The organism is Candidatus Frackibacter sp. WG13 (assembly GCF_900114655.1).
GTDB lineage: Bacteria > Bacillota > Halanaerobiia > Halobacteroidales > Acetohalobiaceae > Frackibacter.
Map to the genome: position 1 here is coordinate 100511 of NZ_FOTT01000001.1, position 16743 is coordinate 117253.

A 16743-nucleotide genomic window follows, 5' to 3' on the forward strand; every position below is an offset into this window, starting at 1 on the left:
ATTCACACCCTTTAATTAAAGAGTTAATTATTTATATTTTATCATATTCAAAATAAACATTTTAATAACCTTCACTTAATAGTTATTCTATATAACAACTTATATCCCCTTCAATAAGTAAGATTATTCACAAAAAAATACCTATATCCCTAAGATTAATAAGTATCTCTTAGTAATATAGGTATTATCCTTTTATTATATGTCAACTGCTCCACCTAAATGCAATATTTAGATGGGGTTTTTTGATTATTTTAAATAAATATTTTTCTAATATATATAGCTTCTACCCTAGAGTATTATCTAAAAACATCATAATCACAAATCCTAATAATAAAGCGTGAGTAGAAAGTTTAGATGCCATATTATCTTTTTGACTTTCAGGAATGATCTCATGACTAATTACAAATAGCATAGACCCTGCTGCAAAAGCCAATGCTAAAGGCAAGATAGATGCTGTAATCTGTACTAAACTTACTCCTAACAAGCCTCCTATCGGCTCTACCAAGCCTGTCATCAATGCAATTAAAAACGATTTCCATGGTGGTAATCCTTCCCTCACAAAAGGTAACGCTACAGCTAAGCCTTCCGGTAAGTTCTGCAAACCTATTGCTATCGCTATAGTCAAACCATTTAAAATATCACCATTCCCAAAACCAACTCCTACTGCTAACCCTTCAGGAAAGTTATGTAGAGTTATAGCAAACGCAAACAACCAAATCTTTCTTAAATTAGAATTTTGGTCTGTAGAGTTGTTCAGTAAATTTGTATCATCGAAGAAATGGTCAATAAGGTCCAAAAATATTCCTCCTAGCAAAATACCAAGCAAGGTGATGGCAGCACCCTTAACTCCACCTCCACCATACTCAATAGCCGGAATTATTAAACTAAATGAAGTTGCAGCTAACATAATCCCCGCAGCAAATCCTAAGAGTATATTTAATAGTTTCTTACTAATATTTCTAGTGAATAGAATAGGCATCGCTCCTACTCCAGTTGCTAACCCAGCCGCTAAGCTAGTTAACAAACCTATTACTACTAAGTTATAATTTTCTAAGTAATTTATCAACTTCCTCCCCCCTTAAACTATTCTTTCTTCCACTTTATTATATTCCTAGTTAAATCATAGGTGAGAGGATATTTTTACATTAATTACTTAAAATTAACTTTTCATAATCTTTTTATTGTTAACCATCTATAATCTTATCTATTATACTCAAATAGTCTAATAATGCTAGCCCTTTAGCACTTAATTTATATCTCCCTTTAGCTATTTCATCATATGGAATGCTCTTTCTTCCACCTTGTTTCTTATTCTTCATATATTGAGCCAATAACTCAAATGGAAGATAATAGGTTTCATCCAAACTCTTAAATCTAACCAATAAAAAAGCAATAGCACCACACTGGTGCTGAGATTTTAAATATTGATATTGATGTTCTTTTATATTTTTAAGATCAAACCGTGTTTCTACATTAGTCTCCTTTGCATCAAAGACTATACTTCTACCTTCATAAGTCCCAATATAGTCAACTGTCGATTTCTTCTCATAAAATGCACTAGTGATCTTGCCAGTTCTTTGATCTAAATTTAGTACTTTTACTGGAATAGGAATCTTTTGAACCATTGCTATCCCATGTGAATTATAATATTGATTAGTAGTCTCTAATTCAACTTCTAATTGTTTTCCTCGATTAGCATAAGAAGTTCGCCTATAACTTACCATTGTATCACCTCAAATAGCCTTCTAACTGTTTAATACGAGTAGGATGTTTTAATCTGTTAAGAGCCTTAATTTGAATCTGTCTTATTCTTTCTCTGGTTACTCCAAATTCTTGTCCTACTTCCTTTAAGGTTCTTGGTCTACTATCTTTTAATCCAAACCTCAATCTAATAACTTCAGCTTCTCGATCAGATAATTGAGTCAATAGTTCCTCTAAGTCTTCTTTTAACAACTGTTGACTAGTCCCCTCTACAGGGTCATCAACCTCATTACTAGCAACTAATTCTCCTAACTCAGTATTTTCGTCATCACCTACTAATTGATTCAAAGAAGCAAGATTTTGGTCAGTAACTATCTGCAAGACTTCTTTTATTTTTTCTAACGAAATATCCGTTTCAGCAGATATCTCTTCTGCCTTTGGTTCTCGTCCTAATTCATTCTGTAATTTACCTTTAATCTTAAATATCTTATTGGTCTTTTGCCAGACATGAACCGGAATACGAATGGTCTTACCTTGGTTTGCTATCGCCCTAGTAACTCGTTGCTTAATCCACCAAGAAGCATACGTACTAAAACGATACCCTTTATCAGGATCAAACTTTTCTACCGCTGTAATCAAACCGATATTCCCTTCTTGTATTAAATCCTGCAAATCCAAACCTTTACCTTGATACTTATTAGCAATACTTACAACCAAACGCAAATTATGTTCTATTAACTTATCCTTAGCCTCTGAATCCCCAGCCTTAGCTTTTTTAGCTAAAACAACTTCTTCCTCTTTTGAAAGAATATCATGTGAAATATCTTGATAATATTGACTGATAGAGCTAATCTTTTTTCCCTCCTAACTTCAATATATAAATTATGATTTTCTTCACTACCTTATACAGAATTAAATCATAAAATTTTAAAGGTCAGTAACCTCATCACACTTATTTCCTTTCTTTAAGTAGACTTCTCATTCCTGCCTAATCGATTAAATTTAAAGAAATCTTCTAAATTTATATAAGAAAAATTATAAATAATAAAAATAATTGTATATTATTACTATTATATTTACAGAATAAGTAATAAAGGAGTTGATTTAATATGAACACCCTCGATAGATTAGCACTCATTTTAGTAATTATTGGTGCTCTAAATTGGGGAGCAATTGGATTATTTCAATATGACCTAGTTGCTGCTTTATTTGGTGGACAAACTTCTGTCCTTAGTAGAACAATCTATTCTTTAGTGGGCTTAGCCGGTCTTTATTCTATTATCCTCCTCTTCAAAGATGAAACAGTAGAAGAGAATAATTAAAGTATTAACAATAAAAAATCAGCTGCTTATAAGCAGCTGATTTTTTACTTTATCTCTTACCTTTTTCAAATGGTTCCCCAATAGCTGTAGGAGGAGTCGATTTTCCTATAACTCCTGCTAAAGCAATAATTGTAAAGATATATGGAATCATCTGCACGAATTCAGTAGGAATTCCCAACCCTTGTAATCTAATCTGTACCGCTTGTGAAAATCCAAATAATAGACTAGCTCCTAAAGCACCAAATGGAGTCCACTTACCAAAAATCATTGCCGCCAAAGCAATAAATCCACGCCCCGCTGTCATCCCTTCACGAAAACTATCTAATACACCTAAAGATAGATGAGCCCCTGCCAAACCTGCTAAAATTCCACTAATACCTACACATATATATCTAATCTTTTCTACATCAATCCCTACCGAATCAGCAGCATGAGGATGTTCCCCAACTGACCTAACTCGCAGCCCAAAAGGTGTCTTAAATAGAACATAATGGGCAATAAATACTACTAATAAACCAATATAGACTGTTGGCTTGAAAGGACCCCAGTAAGGCAAAGCATTTACAGACTCAGAGGTACCTGACGTATTAAAGATAATATTCAACATAAATACCGTTCCACCAGCCGCTAACATATTGATCGCTACACCACTTACTACCTGATCAGCATGGTACTTAATACTAACTACAGCATGGATCATAGCGAAGAGACCACCAAAGACTAACGCCCCTAATAATCCTAACCAAGGAATACCTGTAAAATAACTAACAACTACCGCTATAAAGGCTCCCGCTAACATTAACCCTTCTAAAGCAATATTAATAATTCCTGAACGCTCAGAATAAAGCCCTCCTATAGCTGCAATAGCCAAAGGTGTAGCCATTCGCAAAGTTGAACTTAAAGTCTCTAAACTAAATATTTGTGTCAAAATCTCCATTAAGCTACACCTCCTTCACTCTTATTAGGAATAAATTGTCTAAAGATTAAATCAGCAGCTACAAAGAAGATAATAATAGCTTGAATAATATTTACCAAATCAATCGGCACTCCAGCTGCCATATTCATAAAAGTTCTACCATTAGACAAAGCTCCAAATAAGATTCCTGCTAATAAGATTCCAAATGGATGATTCCTTCCTAATAGAGCAACTGCAATCCCAGTAAATCCATAACCTGGTGAAAACCCCTGAATATAATAGTGATATAAACCTAAAGTTCTTTCAGCTCCTCCTAAACCAGCTAAAGCACCACTGATTAACATTGCTAAAATAATATTTTTAGGAGCACTAATACCTCCGTATTCCGCTGCATCAGGATTAATTCCAACTGCTCTAATTTCATAACCAATAGTCGTCTTCCAAAGTAAATAATAAATAAATAATAAGACTAATAAAGCTAATATAAATCCTAAATTCATATATGACCTAATATCTAAAATATTTGAAAATCTCCATAAATAAGCACTTGCCTCGATTGGCGGTGTCTTTATCTCTCCTGGATTGGCTAGCACTTTCAAACTCAAATATGCAACCATAGCATAAGCAATATAATTCATCATAATAGTTGTAATCACTTCGTGCACACCTAAAAATGCCTTTAAAACAGCAGGAATAGCAATCCAAATGGCTCCAGCTATTGCTGCTGCTAACACAGCTAATGGCACATGTACAACTACCGATAAACCATCAAAAGTTCCTACCCAAGCTGCTGCTAAACCGCCAACTAATAACTGACCTTCGCCTCCAATATTGAATAGACCACAACGAAAAGCAAAAGCAACTGCTAAACCAGTAAAAATTAATGGAGTTGCTGCTAATAATGTATCTGCAAAACGATTCAAGTTACCAAAAGCCCCTTGTAACAGTGCCGCATAAGTTTCAATAGGATCATACCCAAAGGTATATACAATAATTGCACCAATAATAAATGAAAATATAATTGCTAAAAGTGGAATTAATAATTCAATTGCTAATTCTTTAATATCAATCTTATCAACTCCCATTAGCTATCCCTCCTTCTAAACTACCACCAGCCATTAAAATTCCTAACTTCTCTTCTGTCGCCTCTGCAGCATCTACTATGTCAACAATTTCACCTTCATACATAACTGCAATCCGATCACTCAATGAAATTACTTCCGGTAGCTCAGCTGAAACTAACAGAACTGCCTTCCCTTCATCGCGCTGTTCTAAGATTCGTCGATGAATAAATTCAATAGCACCTACATCTACTCCACGAGTCGGCTGGGAGGCAATTAAGAATTCAGGGCCTAAATCAAACTCTCGTGCTACAATAATCTTTTGCTGATTTCCTCCGGATAAAGAACGTGCTAGTGCTTCCTTATTTTGAGGTCGAATATCATACTCTGGAATCAAACGATTAGCATGCTCAGCCAAGTTATTAAAGTTTAAATTAATCCCTTTAGCAAATGGCTCACGATAATGATAACCCAAAACTAAATTATCTTCGACTGTATAGTCTAAAACCAAGCCATGCTTATGTCTATCCTCGGGAATGTGAGCTACTTTGGCTTCTTTAATTTTCCTAGCTGAATGATTATAAAGTGAATCACCATGTAAATTATACTCACCAGCAGTAGCCTCTCTTAATCCAGTCAAGACCTCAACCAACTCAGTCTGTCCATTTCCTTCCACTCCAGCAATACCTAAAATCTCACCAGCCCTAATTTGAAAAGAGACTGAATTTAACGCCTCCATCCCTCGGTCATTGAAGGCACTCAAATTTGAAACTTCTACTAATACTTCACCAAAATCAGCTTCTTCTTTTTCTACCTCTAATAGAACTTCACGTCCAACCATCATCCTAGCTAATTCTTTTTGATTAGTCTCTGAAGTTGTAACAGTTCCTATTCCTTTCCCTTTACGTAAAACAGTAATCCGATCCGAAATTCGTAAGACTTCCTTTAATTTATGAGTAATAAATATAATTGACTTTCCTTGTTCAGTTAGAGACTCCATGATTTGATATAACCCCTCTACTTCTTGCGGGGTTAAAACAGCCGTTGGTTCATCTAAAATTAATACCTCTGCTCCACGATAAAGAGCTTTTAAAATTTCTACTCTTTGCTGCATTCCAACCGGAATATCCTTAACTTTAGCTGTAGCATCAACTTGTAATCCAAATTTATTAGCCAGTTCGTTAACTTTAGCAATAGCCTTTTCAATATCTATTTTCAATCCTCGTTTTGGTTCAGAACCTAAAATAATATTTTCTGCCACTGTCAATGTTGGTACTAACATAAAATGCTGATGAACCATACCAATTCCTAATTCAATGGCATCTTGAGGCCCATCAATATCTAATTTTTGACCTTTATAAAATATTTCTCCTTCCTCAGGAGTATACATACCAAAAAGTACACTCATTAGTGTTGATTTGCCAGCACCATTTTCACCAATCAAAGCATGAATTTCTCCTTGGTATAAATCTAAGTTAACGTTATCATTAGCTAATACTCCTGGAAATCGCTTAGTAATAGCTTTCATTTCTAAGATCGGCTCCAATTGATTGCCACCTCCTATTAGTCATTATTAAGAGTAGTTATCAGCTATCTCACTGATAACTACTCTATTAATTTATCTATTCTCCTTGTTGTTCTAAATAATTAGGTACTTTAATTTCTCCAGCAATAATCTTCTCTTTAATATCTTTTACCTTTTGCTTAACCTCTTCTGGAATTCTATTCTTCATTTCCTTAATAGTCTGGACATCTTCTGCAGTAATATCACCTAACTCCTTAGCAGTCTTTACTGTAGGACCAACACCAGTTAAAGGAGTTAAGCCTACCCCATTCTCTTTTAGACCAAATTCTTGAACTCCAGATTCAAAATTATCATTTTTAACAGCTTTAACTGTTTGATAAACTGCATTATCAACTCGCTTTAACATACTAGTTAAAACAAATCCTGGCTGTACCCAATCTTGATCTGAATCGACACCAATTGCATACTTACCTTGTTTAGCAGCAGCTTTAAATAATCCCCCACCAGTACCACCAGAAGCATGATAAATTATATCTGCTCCAGCATTATATTGAGATAAAGCAATTTCTTTCCCTTTAGCTGGGTTATTAAAAGCATCCGGTGAAGTCCCAGCATAAGCGACTTTAACCTTTACATTAATTCCTTCTTGCTCATTGATATAGTCTACTCCAGATGTATATCCTAATTCAAATTTATGGATTAAAGGCATATTCATGCCGCCTAAAAACCCTACTACTTTTTCTTCATTAATTCCTTTAACCTCATCATGAGTAGTTAATAAAGCAGATAAAGCACCTGCTAAGAATGAACCTTGATGCTCTTTAAAAGTTAAAGAAACAACATTGTCTCTTTCTACCACACTATCAATTAAAGCAAACTTAGTATCTGGGAATTCTTTAGAAACTTTATCAACTGCATCTTGCTGCATAAACCCTACACCAATTACTAAATCATAACCATTTTGGGCTAAAAATCTTAATCCTTTTTCAGCAGCTGAAACTTGTTTTGGCTCAATATACTTATATTCAATATCAAAATCCTCTTTAGCTCTTTCTAAACCTCTAATAGCTGAATCATTAAATGACTTATCTCCTTTACCACCACTAGATAAGACAATACCAACTTTTAAACTTTCTTTTTGGTCTTCCTGAGTTCCTTGTTGATCCTGATTATTTCCACCACCACAGCCGGCTACTAATAGTCCTACCAGCAAAATAGCTACTAATACAACTGTCTTTCGATTAAATTTTAACATTAAATTACCTCCTTGATTTTAAGGTTTAATTAATTTAATCCCTCTTATTAATCTTTACTACTTACTAAGTATTAATTCACCTCCTATCTTCTTTGTCTAATCACTTGAAACTTAAACTTATCACTTCTAAAGTAAAGTTTAGAATAGAGAATTGGATTTTCATTATCATAATGCATCTGTTTTAAAAGTAAAAACGGTACTCTAGTATCAATATCTAAAAATTTAGTCACCTCACGATCAGTAGTAATTGGACTGATATCTGCTATAGCGTGAGTAATATAAACATTACATTTATTTTCAAGCAAATCAAAGAGTGATCCATAAAAATCTTCATCATCAACTAACTCATTTAGTACATCTTTTAATAAATAATCATTACAGAAAGCAACTGGTTCACCATCAGCAGTTCTAATTCGTTGGATATTAAGCAATAGATCACCTTCATTAACTCCAAACTTCTCAGCTAATTCTGTATCTGCCTTTACTTGCTTTTTTTCCAAACAAGTAGTTCCTGCTTCTAACCCTAACTCTTCTATCATCTCTGTCAAACTTGACAATTCCTCAATTCCACTTTCAAATAATGGAGTATTATCCTTAACAAAAGTTCCTACTCCTTGTCTCCGATTCACTCGACCTTCTTCTTCTAAAACTCTTAATGCCTCGCGTAGAGTAGCTCTACTAACTCCAAAACTTTCTGATAATTTTGCTTCTGAAGGTAACTGATCCCCGGACTGATAAGTACCATCTTCAATTAATTCTTCAAGCTTATTCTTAACTAATATATATAGTGGTCTAGAATCCTGTTTGATTAAACTCATTCTTCTCCCTCCTGACTGATTAAATAAATATTATTAATCATAGCAATTATTCTAAAACTTATTATTTAAACTTAATAAATTTTCAAACAAATTAAAATTCGTATAGTCGTCTAACATCTGACGACTAACTTTATGATAGCAAATGACAATTTATTTGTCAAGGTTTGTCAAATAAATAATGGTGAATTATCGTGATTTTTCACGAAATCCACCATTAAAATCAATCTTCTAATTCTAAACTCTGTTTTTGTAAATTATTAACAGCATCTGTAATATTTTCATTTAGATTAATAATATTTTGATTTACCTCTTGAATATTACTAACTAAGCCACTAGACTTCCCAGCCAAATCTTTTACTGCCCCAGCTACTACTGAAAATCCTTTACCTGATTCTCCAGCATGGGCTGCTTCAATAGAAGCATTAATAGCCAGCATATTTAGATCACTAGTTACTTTTTCGATTTCAATTACTGATTGTTTTACATCCTGTGAATTATCCCTAATCGCATCATGCACCTCAGTCAAATGATTAGTTACTGTTCCTAATAAGTTCTGTTGGGACTCTTTATAATCCTCAATAATATTGAATAGTAAAAATGAAGCATGACCAGCAATTACATCTACATCCTCCATCTTATTATCATTAACCTTCTTTAGTACATCTTTAGAGCCTGTAACTTCTATAATTAAATCAATTTGCTTATCATTAAGTATATCCATTATTTCAGTAGTAGTTTTAAGTCCCTCTTTTTTAGCCAAGACCATCGCTGGAGCATTCACATCTATATCAGCAACATATTTAATGTTAATTGAATCCATCTTTAAAAATATTTCTAGTAAATTAGACCCCCCCGTTCCTCCACCAATAATTCCAACATTAATTTCTTCCGCAAATTTTGTGTTCAAATCGCTAACGCCTCCTCATTTCTACTTTAAACTATATAATGTGCGCTTATACTTCAATTTCTATATAAATAGCTTATCCTCCTTCACCATTAAATAATTCTTTTAAGTCATCTTCATCAATCAATACTTCTCTTGGTTTACTACCACGATGTTCACCTACAATACCTTCTTCCTCCATAGTATCTATCAATCTAGCTGCTCTAGTATACCCGATTCTTAACCGTCTTTGTAGCATAGAAATTGAGGCTCTCTTATCAACTACTAATTTTACTGCTTCTTCATATAGTTCATCTTTATCTTCAGTTTCGATTGTAATCTCTTTATCCTTAATCTTTTCTAATTTTTCTGCGTATTCAGGATTCTCTTGTTCCTTTACATACTTAACTAAATCTTTTACTTCACTTTCAGAAATGAAAGCTCCTTGAATTCTAGTTGCTTTCTGTGACCCAACTGGTGAAAATAACATATCACCTTTTCCTAATAACTTTTCAGCACCACCTGTATCTAAGATTGTTCGTGAGTCAGTCTGAGACGAAACAGCAAATGAAATTCTACTAGGAATATTAGCCTTAATCACTCCTGTAATAACGTCTACAGATGGACGCTGAGTAGCTATGATTAAATGGATACCTGCCGCTCGAGCCATCTGAGCCAAACGACAGATAGCATCCTCTACTTCATTAGCAGCTACCATCATCAGGTCAGATAACTCATCAATTACTACTACTATATATGGTAACTTCTTAGTTTCTTCTTCAGCTGAAAACTGCTGATTATAACTTTTAATTCCTTTCGCTCCGTTAGAAGCAAAAAGCTCATACCGATTTTCCATCTCTTCTACTACCCACTTCAAAGCAGCAGCTGCTTTTCTAGCATCAGTTACTACCGGTGCAATTAGATGTGGAATCTTATTATATATAGCTAGCTCTACCATCTTAGGATCAATTAACATCATCTTTATCTCTTCTGGACTACCTTTATATAATAGGCTACTGATAATACTATTAATACATACACTCTTACCAGAACCAGTAGCCCCAGCCACTAAAAGGTGGGGCATAGCTGAAAGATCAGCTACGATCGACTTACCAGCTATATCTTTTCCTAAACCTACACTTAATTTAGAACTAGATTCCGTAAATTCAGATGATTCCAAGATTTCTCGTAAATGAACCATAACTTGTTCTTGGTTTGGTACTTCAATCCCTACAGCGGCTTTACCAGGAATTGGTGCCTCAATTCTAACATCTGAAGCAGCCAATGATAGAGCAATATCATTAGATAGATTAGATATCTTACTTACTTTTACGCCTGGAGCCGGATGAATCTCATATCTCGTAATCGTGGGTCCATAATTAACATCTACTACTTCAGCCTCTACTCCAAAGCTACTTAATGTTTCCTCTAAAACTTGGCTATTAGCTTGATTAACCTCAGAACTATCTACATTCTCTATCGGTTGTAAGAGGGATAATGGAGGCAAATTATATCCATCATCAGTCTGTTCAGATACTTCATTAAAATTACCCTCTCTTATCTGTTCTTCATTTTTAGTTTCCTGCTTCTTAGCATCTTCTTCTTTATCTTTAACTTCACTACTTTTCATCTTATTATTCTCACTATTTGGATTTGAAACAGAAATACTCTTCTTTAATTTGTTCTTTGACTGCTGCTTATTCTTTTTTAATTCTTCCTGTAAATCTAATTCCTCCTCAATTTCTTTCTTTACTTTTCGTTTCTCTTTTTTTCGTTGTTCTCTAAGTTGAGTCCATCTTGCTTGTATCTTATTAAACTTTACCTTAAGTTTGTCTACCATTGATTTAATATAATCTCTTATTTGACTTATAATATTAGCCAAAAACAGATTAGCCGCTAATAAAAACCCAATTAAACCTAAAGCACCTAAGACAATATAAGTTCCAACTTCCTCTAAACCTTGTCTCAATATGTATAAAAGCAGTGCTCCTACTATTCCACCACCTTTACCTTCTAAAGCAAACTTAAACTCCGTTCCTGGCTTTACATCTAAATGTAAAATAGTTATAACCACTACAAACATTATAATTAATCCTATAACTCTTACTGTAACTTCAATTCTTTCAGATTTAATTAGATTAATTCCATATAACAAAAATAAAAAAGGTAAAATATAAGCTCCTCTCCCAATGATGACCTTAAATCCTCTAGTTAAAATCTCCCCTACTACTCCAGTAGCTTGGAAATATAGGCTCACTCCTAATAAAATAGCTATTACAATTAAGAATATACCTAATAATTCATCATTGCGTTCTTCATATATTTTAATTAATGCTGATTTCAATTTTATCACCTCATCTCCTGTATTCGATATCACAATCAAATAATCCTGCTTTTCACAAATCAAGTAAAAAAAGAATGCACCATTAAAGATGCATTCATAAAATAAATAATCCTCAACCACCTAATAATTGAAGTATCATCCCTAGCAACAAATTTCTTTTTAGGATAACCTTCTTATTAGTTGAGCAAATTTATCAAAAATTAAATAGAATAAAAAAGCATTTATTATATTAAAAATTGTGTGCCCATTGGCTATTTGACGCACTAAGTTATGACTCGTTAAATGAATCATATTGGAATAAAGAGACACAAAAGGTAAAAAGATTAATGCTCCGCCCAAATTAAAGATAATATGTCCTTGAGCCACTAGTTTTGCTGTCTTTGTACCATTAATAGCAGCGATTACGGCTGTAATACAAGTGCCTATATTACTTCCTAATAATAATAAGATTGCTGTAGATAAGTTAACCAAATTCTGCCTAGCTAGCGTTAAAATAACCCCAATAAAAGTACTACTACTCTGTAACATAGCAGTACCTATAATTCCACTAATAAAAGCTTTAATACTACTATGAGAAAGCTTATATATTAAGTCTAAAAATGTTTTGGTTTCTGCTAATGGTACTAAAGAATTCGTCATTAACATTAATCCAGCAAAAATCAAACCAAAACCTCCTGCAGCCTCAGCTAAAGCTATGTACCTTTTACTTTTATTTTTATTTTTATTCTTATCCTTCTTCCCAAAAAGATAAAGTCCAAAACCCACTACAAAAAAGATCCAAAAATAATTTTCTAGACTAAAAGAAATAATCTGTCCAGTAATTGTAGTACCTATATTAGCTCCAATAACCATGCCCAAAGCCTGATTTAAACCTATTAAATTGACATTTACTAGGCTAATGACTAATACTATAGTAGCACTACTACTTTGCATCAAGATAGTTATTATTATTCCAAGAAATATACTAGACAATTTTGTTCCGGTCAGATAGTTCAATACAAACTTATTGTGATCATTAATAGATTGGCTTAAGCCTAACTTAACTACTTTCATACCATACACAAAGACCATTAAACCACAGAATAAATAGATAACTGTTAGGATCATTTGATTTATCTCTCCTATTTATCAATCTATTAAATATATATGTTAGGAAATGATTAATAAATCATTATTATAAAAATAAAAAACAGAGAAACAAATTCATCATTTGTCTCCCTGTTATGATCATATATAGTTATCTGACTTTAAATCACATAGAAAATTCCGGAGTGAATTGCACAACATTACCTGGTTGGTAATTTAAATTTAAATAGTCTTTAGGATTTGAACTGATCACTTTAACTATTTCTCCAGCATCTACTTCTGTTTGCTTAACCAGCATAGTAATTCCATTAACTTCTACTTCTATCAAGTCTGTTTCTTTTGTTCCTACTACTTCTTCGTCTTCTTCATTAAATATCACTTCACCAGGAATTATAGAATAATATAGCATCTTAGCCACCTCTGATTTAATTATCGTCAACTACTGATTCAATAGATGAGCTTGGATTACCTTCATTATTATCAATCATCCTTCGTAATTCACTCATAGCTTCACTTAGTCCTCCTACTTCATCAATAACTCCTTCTTTAACGGCTTCTTGACCAATTAAGACTGTTCCTACATCTCTTACTAACTCTCCAGTCTGGAACATTAATTTTCTGAAATTATCTTCGTTTATATTTGAATGACTGCTAACAAAGTTAATTACTCTATCCTGCATTTTATCCAGATAATCATATGTTTGTGGCACCCCAATTACCATTCCGGTTAATCTGATTGGGTGAATAGTCATAGTCGCAGTTTCTGCAATAAATGACTTATCAGTAGCTGCTGCAATTGGTACCCCAATACTATGTCCTCCTCCTAATACTAATGAAACTGTCGGCTTGGAAAGGCTACTTAACATTTCAGAAATAGCTAATCCAGCTTCTATATCTCCACCAACTGTATTTAAGATCATAATGACACCTTTAATATTATCATTCTGCTCTATAGCTACTAATTGGGGGATCAAGTGTTCATACTTAGTAGTCTTATTCTTAGGCGGTAAACTTCTATGACCTTCAATCTGTCCAACTATGTTGATACAATGAATATCAGATTCTGCACTTTCAGGTAAATTAGTCTGTCCTAACTGCTTTAAAGTCTGTAAAGCATTCCCTTTTTTCTTTCTTTTTTTCTTACTACGAGATTTTTTCTTTGGTCGAGCAGGTTTAGAAATTCGCGTTGGATTTATTCTCTGTCTATAATCATTATCTCTAACCAAAATTAATCACGCTCCTAAATAAGTAGTCTATTGTTAGTATGATTAATTTCTTTTTATTTATGCATAAAGAAAAAAAGCATGTGAAGAATTTATATAAATTCTTCACATGCTTTTAACGTCTTTTTTACTTTTAAACTTCCATAATAATCGGTAAAATCATTGGTCGTCTCTTTATTCTATGATAAATAAAGCTACCTAAAGCATCTTTGATTTCCGATTTTAAAACCGACCATTCTGTAACATTATTCTCTTCACACTTTGATAAAGCATTTTCTACTCTATTAGTAGCAGCAGAAAGTAATGCTTCTGATTCACGAATATAAACAAAACCCCGAGAAATAATATCTGGTCCGGCAATAATCTGACCTTTTTGATCAATAGTTAAGACCACAATTAAAATACCATCCTGAGAAAGCAAACGACGATCCCGTAAAACAATATTTCCAACATCACCAACACCCAAACCATCTACTAATACTCGACCCGCCTTTACAGAACCAGCAGTCTGACTATCATCATTACTAAATTCTAAAACATTTCCTGGTTCCGTAATGAAAATATTCTCTTTAGAAATACCTACTTCTTGAGCTAATTTAGCATGACGATTTAAATGACGATACTCACCATGAACGGGAATAAAGAACTTAGGTTTAGTTAGATTTAACATTAATTTTAATTCTTCCTGGCTAGCATGACCAGAAACATGAACCCCTGAAACAGACTCATAAATAACTTCTGCCCCTCGCTTGAAGAGCTTATTGATAGTCTTGCCTACTGACTTTTCATTTCCAGGGATAGCTGTCGCTGAAACAACGACAGTATCTCCATTCTTAATATTAATATGCCTATGATCCCCACGAGCCATTCTCGTTAAGGCCGCCATCGGTTCACCCTGGCTTCCTGTTGTTATTAGTACTACTTGGTCATCTCGCAGGTGCTTTAACTCTTCTAAATCTACTAGCATCCCTTCCGGAATATCTAAATAACCTAAATCTTTAGCAATATGGACATTATTAATCATACTTCTCCCGGTAACTGCTACTTTGCAATCATTTTTAAAGGCCGAATCTATGAACTGTTGAATTCGGTCGATATTAGAAGCAAAAGAAGCTACAATAATTCGCCCTTGTGCATCACTAAAGATATCATCAATCGCTTCTCCAACAACTTTTTCTGACATAGTATATCCAGCACGTTCAGCATTAGTACTATCAGAAAAGAGTGCTAATACACCTTCGTCTCCTAATTCGGCTAAACGATGAATATCTGCCATCTGACCATTGACTGGAGTCTGATCAAATTTAAAATCACTAGCATATACTAATACGCCAACCGGAGTATGAACTGCTAAAGCACAAGCGTCAGCAATACTGTGATTTACAAGAATAAATTCTACATTAAAATAATCGCCAATTTCAACTGAATGTCCAGGGTAAACATGTTTTAAATAGGCATCCTTTAATAATCCGTGTTCTTTTAACTTACCACGTACTAACCCTAAAGTAAGCTTCGTTCCATAAACTGGAACATTAATTTCTTTTAAAAGATATGGTAGTGCACCGATATGGTCTAAATGACCGTGAGTAAGAACAACCCCCTTAATTCTTTCTTTATTCTTCTTAAGATAAGTAATATCAGGGATTACTAAGTCTATTCCTAATAGGTCATCTTCTGGAAACATAACTCCCGCATCGATAATTAATATTTCATCTTCTACTTCCACTACCATCATATTTTTCCCGATCTCTCCAACTCCACCTAGAGGAATCAAAGATAATTTGTCTATTTGATTTTTAACCGTTGCCATTTAATTAACTAACACCTCCATGTTTTCTATAAACATTATTACTATTTTTATTAATTTAACTTACTACAACCAATCACTCCGGTCAAAACCCGTTCTAAATTGCTCTATTTATTATTATAAGGGATTTATACCGTTAACACAAGGATAAAATGAAAAAAAGAACCATGGAAGGCTCTTTTAATTAAATAATCAACAAAAGTTCTCTAATTATTTTTTTGATTTTAAAAGCTACTTAACTTAAAAAGTCCTCTCTAAATAATATTAGAGAGGACTCGCGTAAGCCCTCTCTAACTTTAAATCTTATTAATTTTTAATCTAAGCCTATCTTACCTGTCTTAGCATTAAGTGCGTGACAACTAATACAGTTAGCTTCACCACTCTTCACTTCTGCTAAGAAATGATTAGTCTTAGGCGTTCCTGTTAAGTGAGCTTTGTGTAATACCTTCCCAAAGTTACTTGAGTGACAAGCCATACACTTCTCAGGACCTTCATTACTTACCATCGCTGCTACATTCGCATGCTTTCCTGCACTAGCCATATCTTTAATCTCATTCTTAAGATTATGTTCACTATCTGGCTCGTGACAACTTACACCACACCCAGCATTAGCCTTAAACATATCCTCTACAGATTTAGTAGCAGCAAAAGCCATTGTACTTACTAAAGTAATTGTGAAAAGTACTACTAGAGTCATTAACAACGTCTTTTTCATTATTTTCCCTCCCCTAATTATTAATTAATTTGAAAATTATTACCTTATATACATTATCTCATAAATCACTTTTCTGCAAAAGGTGTC

16 protein-coding genes are annotated in these 16743 nt (G+C 33.6%); 1 reads left to right on the forward strand and 15 read right to left on the reverse strand.

Going from position 1 to position 16743, the window contains the following annotated elements:
- Positions 1 to 283 precede the first annotated feature (283 nt).
- The 3 genes from BM077_RS00550 to BM077_RS00560 all read right to left on the reverse strand — a co-directional run bounded on the left by BM077_RS00550 (position 284) and on the right by BM077_RS00560 (position 2553).
- Positions 284 to 1066, reverse strand: a complete 783-nt coding sequence (locus BM077_RS00550; RefSeq protein WP_089747038.1) for a ZIP family metal transporter — start codon at positions 1064 to 1066, stop codon at positions 284 to 286.
- Positions 1067 to 1184: 118 nt separating this feature from the next.
- Positions 1185 to 1724, reverse strand: coding sequence for a Holliday junction resolvase RecU (recU, locus tag BM077_RS00555; RefSeq protein WP_089747040.1), 540 nt, complete (start codon positions 1722 to 1724; stop codon positions 1185 to 1187).
- A 4-nt stretch (positions 1725 to 1728) separates the two neighbouring features.
- Positions 1729 to 2553: a sigma-70 family RNA polymerase sigma factor gene (locus BM077_RS00560; RefSeq protein WP_089747042.1), complete on the reverse strand. Its 825-nt coding sequence runs from the start codon at positions 2551 to 2553 to the stop codon at positions 1729 to 1731.
- Between the two features lie 257 nt (positions 2554 to 2810).
- Here BM077_RS00560 and BM077_RS00565 point away from each other — a divergent pair, with 257 nt between their 5' ends.
- Complete coding sequence (locus tag BM077_RS00565) at positions 2811 to 3023, forward strand: DUF378 domain-containing protein (RefSeq protein WP_089747045.1); 213 nt, start codon at positions 2811 to 2813, stop codon at positions 3021 to 3023.
- A 49-nt stretch (positions 3024 to 3072) separates the two neighbouring features.
- Here the strand turns inward: BM077_RS00565 and BM077_RS00570 are convergent, their stop codons facing one another.
- From BM077_RS00570 to BM077_RS00625, 12 genes are all read right to left on the reverse strand, one after another.
- On the reverse strand, positions 3073 to 3960 hold the full coding sequence (locus BM077_RS00570; protein ID WP_090095080.1) for an ABC transporter permease: 888 nt from the start codon (positions 3958 to 3960) through the stop codon (positions 3073 to 3075).
- Positions 3960 to 5024, reverse strand: coding sequence for an ABC transporter permease (locus BM077_RS00575; RefSeq protein ID WP_089747048.1), 1065 nt, complete (start codon positions 5022 to 5024; stop codon positions 3960 to 3962). The genes BM077_RS00570 and BM077_RS00575 overlap by 1 nt, the downstream gene beginning before the upstream one ends.
- Positions 5014 to 6546, reverse strand: a complete 1533-nt coding sequence (locus BM077_RS00580; protein WP_089747050.1) for an ABC transporter ATP-binding protein — start codon at positions 6544 to 6546, stop codon at positions 5014 to 5016. Before BM077_RS00580 ends, BM077_RS00575 begins: the two co-directional genes overlap by 11 nt.
- 76 nt (positions 6547 to 6622) lie before the next feature.
- The gene (locus BM077_RS00585; protein ID WP_089747052.1) at positions 6623 to 7780 is read right to left on the reverse strand and encodes a BMP family lipoprotein; all 1158 of its coding nucleotides are present in this window, start codon (positions 7778 to 7780) and stop codon (positions 6623 to 6625) included.
- A gap of 83 nt (positions 7781 to 7863) precedes the next feature.
- Positions 7864 to 8598, reverse strand: coding sequence for a GntR family transcriptional regulator (locus BM077_RS00590; RefSeq protein ID WP_089747054.1), 735 nt, complete (start codon positions 8596 to 8598; stop codon positions 7864 to 7866).
- Positions 8599 to 8818: 220 nt separating this feature from the next.
- Positions 8819 to 9505 (reverse strand): methyl-accepting chemotaxis protein, encoded by a 687-nt coding sequence (locus BM077_RS14120; protein ID WP_304441008.1) that lies wholly within the window; start codon positions 9503 to 9505, stop codon positions 8819 to 8821.
- Positions 9506 to 9578: 73 nt separating this feature from the next.
- Positions 9579 to 11834 (reverse strand): FtsK/SpoIIIE family DNA translocase, encoded by a 2256-nt coding sequence (locus tag BM077_RS00600; protein WP_320408941.1) that lies wholly within the window; start codon positions 11832 to 11834, stop codon positions 9579 to 9581.
- Between the two features lie 150 nt (positions 11835 to 11984).
- Positions 11985 to 12932 (reverse strand): Na/Pi cotransporter family protein, encoded by a 948-nt coding sequence (locus BM077_RS00605; protein WP_090003371.1) that lies wholly within the window; start codon positions 12930 to 12932, stop codon positions 11985 to 11987.
- Between the two features lie 145 nt (positions 12933 to 13077).
- Positions 13078 to 13320 carry a YlzJ-like family protein gene (locus BM077_RS00610; RefSeq protein WP_089747057.1) on the reverse strand — a complete coding sequence of 81 codons (243 nt, stop codon included), beginning with the start codon at positions 13318 to 13320 and terminating at the stop codon, positions 13078 to 13080.
- Positions 13321 to 13336: 16 nt separating this feature from the next.
- Positions 13337 to 14137, reverse strand: coding sequence for a ClpP family protease (locus BM077_RS00615; protein WP_304441009.1), 801 nt, complete (start codon positions 14135 to 14137; stop codon positions 13337 to 13339).
- 130 nt (positions 14138 to 14267) lie between these two features.
- On the reverse strand, positions 14268 to 15944 hold the full coding sequence (locus tag BM077_RS00620; protein ID WP_090095082.1) for a ribonuclease J: 1677 nt from the start codon (positions 15942 to 15944) through the stop codon (positions 14268 to 14270).
- 310 nt (positions 15945 to 16254) lie between these two features.
- Complete coding sequence (locus BM077_RS00625; RefSeq protein WP_089747061.1) at positions 16255 to 16656, reverse strand: hypothetical protein; 402 nt, start codon at positions 16654 to 16656, stop codon at positions 16255 to 16257.
- Positions 16657 to 16743 lie beyond the last annotated feature (87 nt).

Excerpts from the sequence above, each read along its gene's own strand:
- recU (WP_089747040.1), bottom strand. The coding sequence starts at position 1,724 with ATGGTAAGTTATAGGCGAACTTCTTATGCTAATCGAGGAAAACAATTA.
- BM077_RS00565 (WP_089747045.1), top strand. The coding sequence starts at position 2,811 with ATGAACACCCTCGATAGATTAGCACTCATTTTAGTAATTATTGGTGCT.
- BM077_RS00570 (WP_090095080.1), bottom strand. The coding sequence starts at position 3,960 with ATGGAGATTTTGACACAAATATTTAGTTTAGAGACTTTAAGTTCAACT.
- BM077_RS00575 (WP_089747048.1), bottom strand. The coding sequence starts at position 5,024 with ATGGGAGTTGATAAGATTGATATTAAAGAATTAGCAATTGAATTATTA.
- BM077_RS00585 (WP_089747052.1), bottom strand. The coding sequence starts at position 7,780 with ATGTTAAAATTTAATCGAAAGACAGTTGTATTAGTAGCTATTTTGCTG.
- BM077_RS00590 (WP_089747054.1), bottom strand. The coding sequence starts at position 8,598 with ATGAGTTTAATCAAACAGGATTCTAGACCACTATATATATTAGTTAAG.
- BM077_RS00605 (WP_090003371.1), bottom strand. The coding sequence starts at position 12,932 with ATGATCCTAACAGTTATCTATTTATTCTGTGGTTTAATGGTCTTTGTG.
- BM077_RS00610 (WP_089747057.1), bottom strand. The coding sequence starts at position 13,320 with ATGCTATATTATTCTATAATTCCTGGTGAAGTGATATTTAATGAAGAA.
- BM077_RS00620 (WP_090095082.1), bottom strand. The coding sequence starts at position 15,944 with ATGGCAACGGTTAAAAATCAAATAGACAAATTATCTTTGATTCCTCTA.
- BM077_RS00625 (WP_089747061.1), bottom strand. The coding sequence starts at position 16,656 with ATGAAAAAGACGTTGTTAATGACTCTAGTAGTACTTTTCACAATTACT.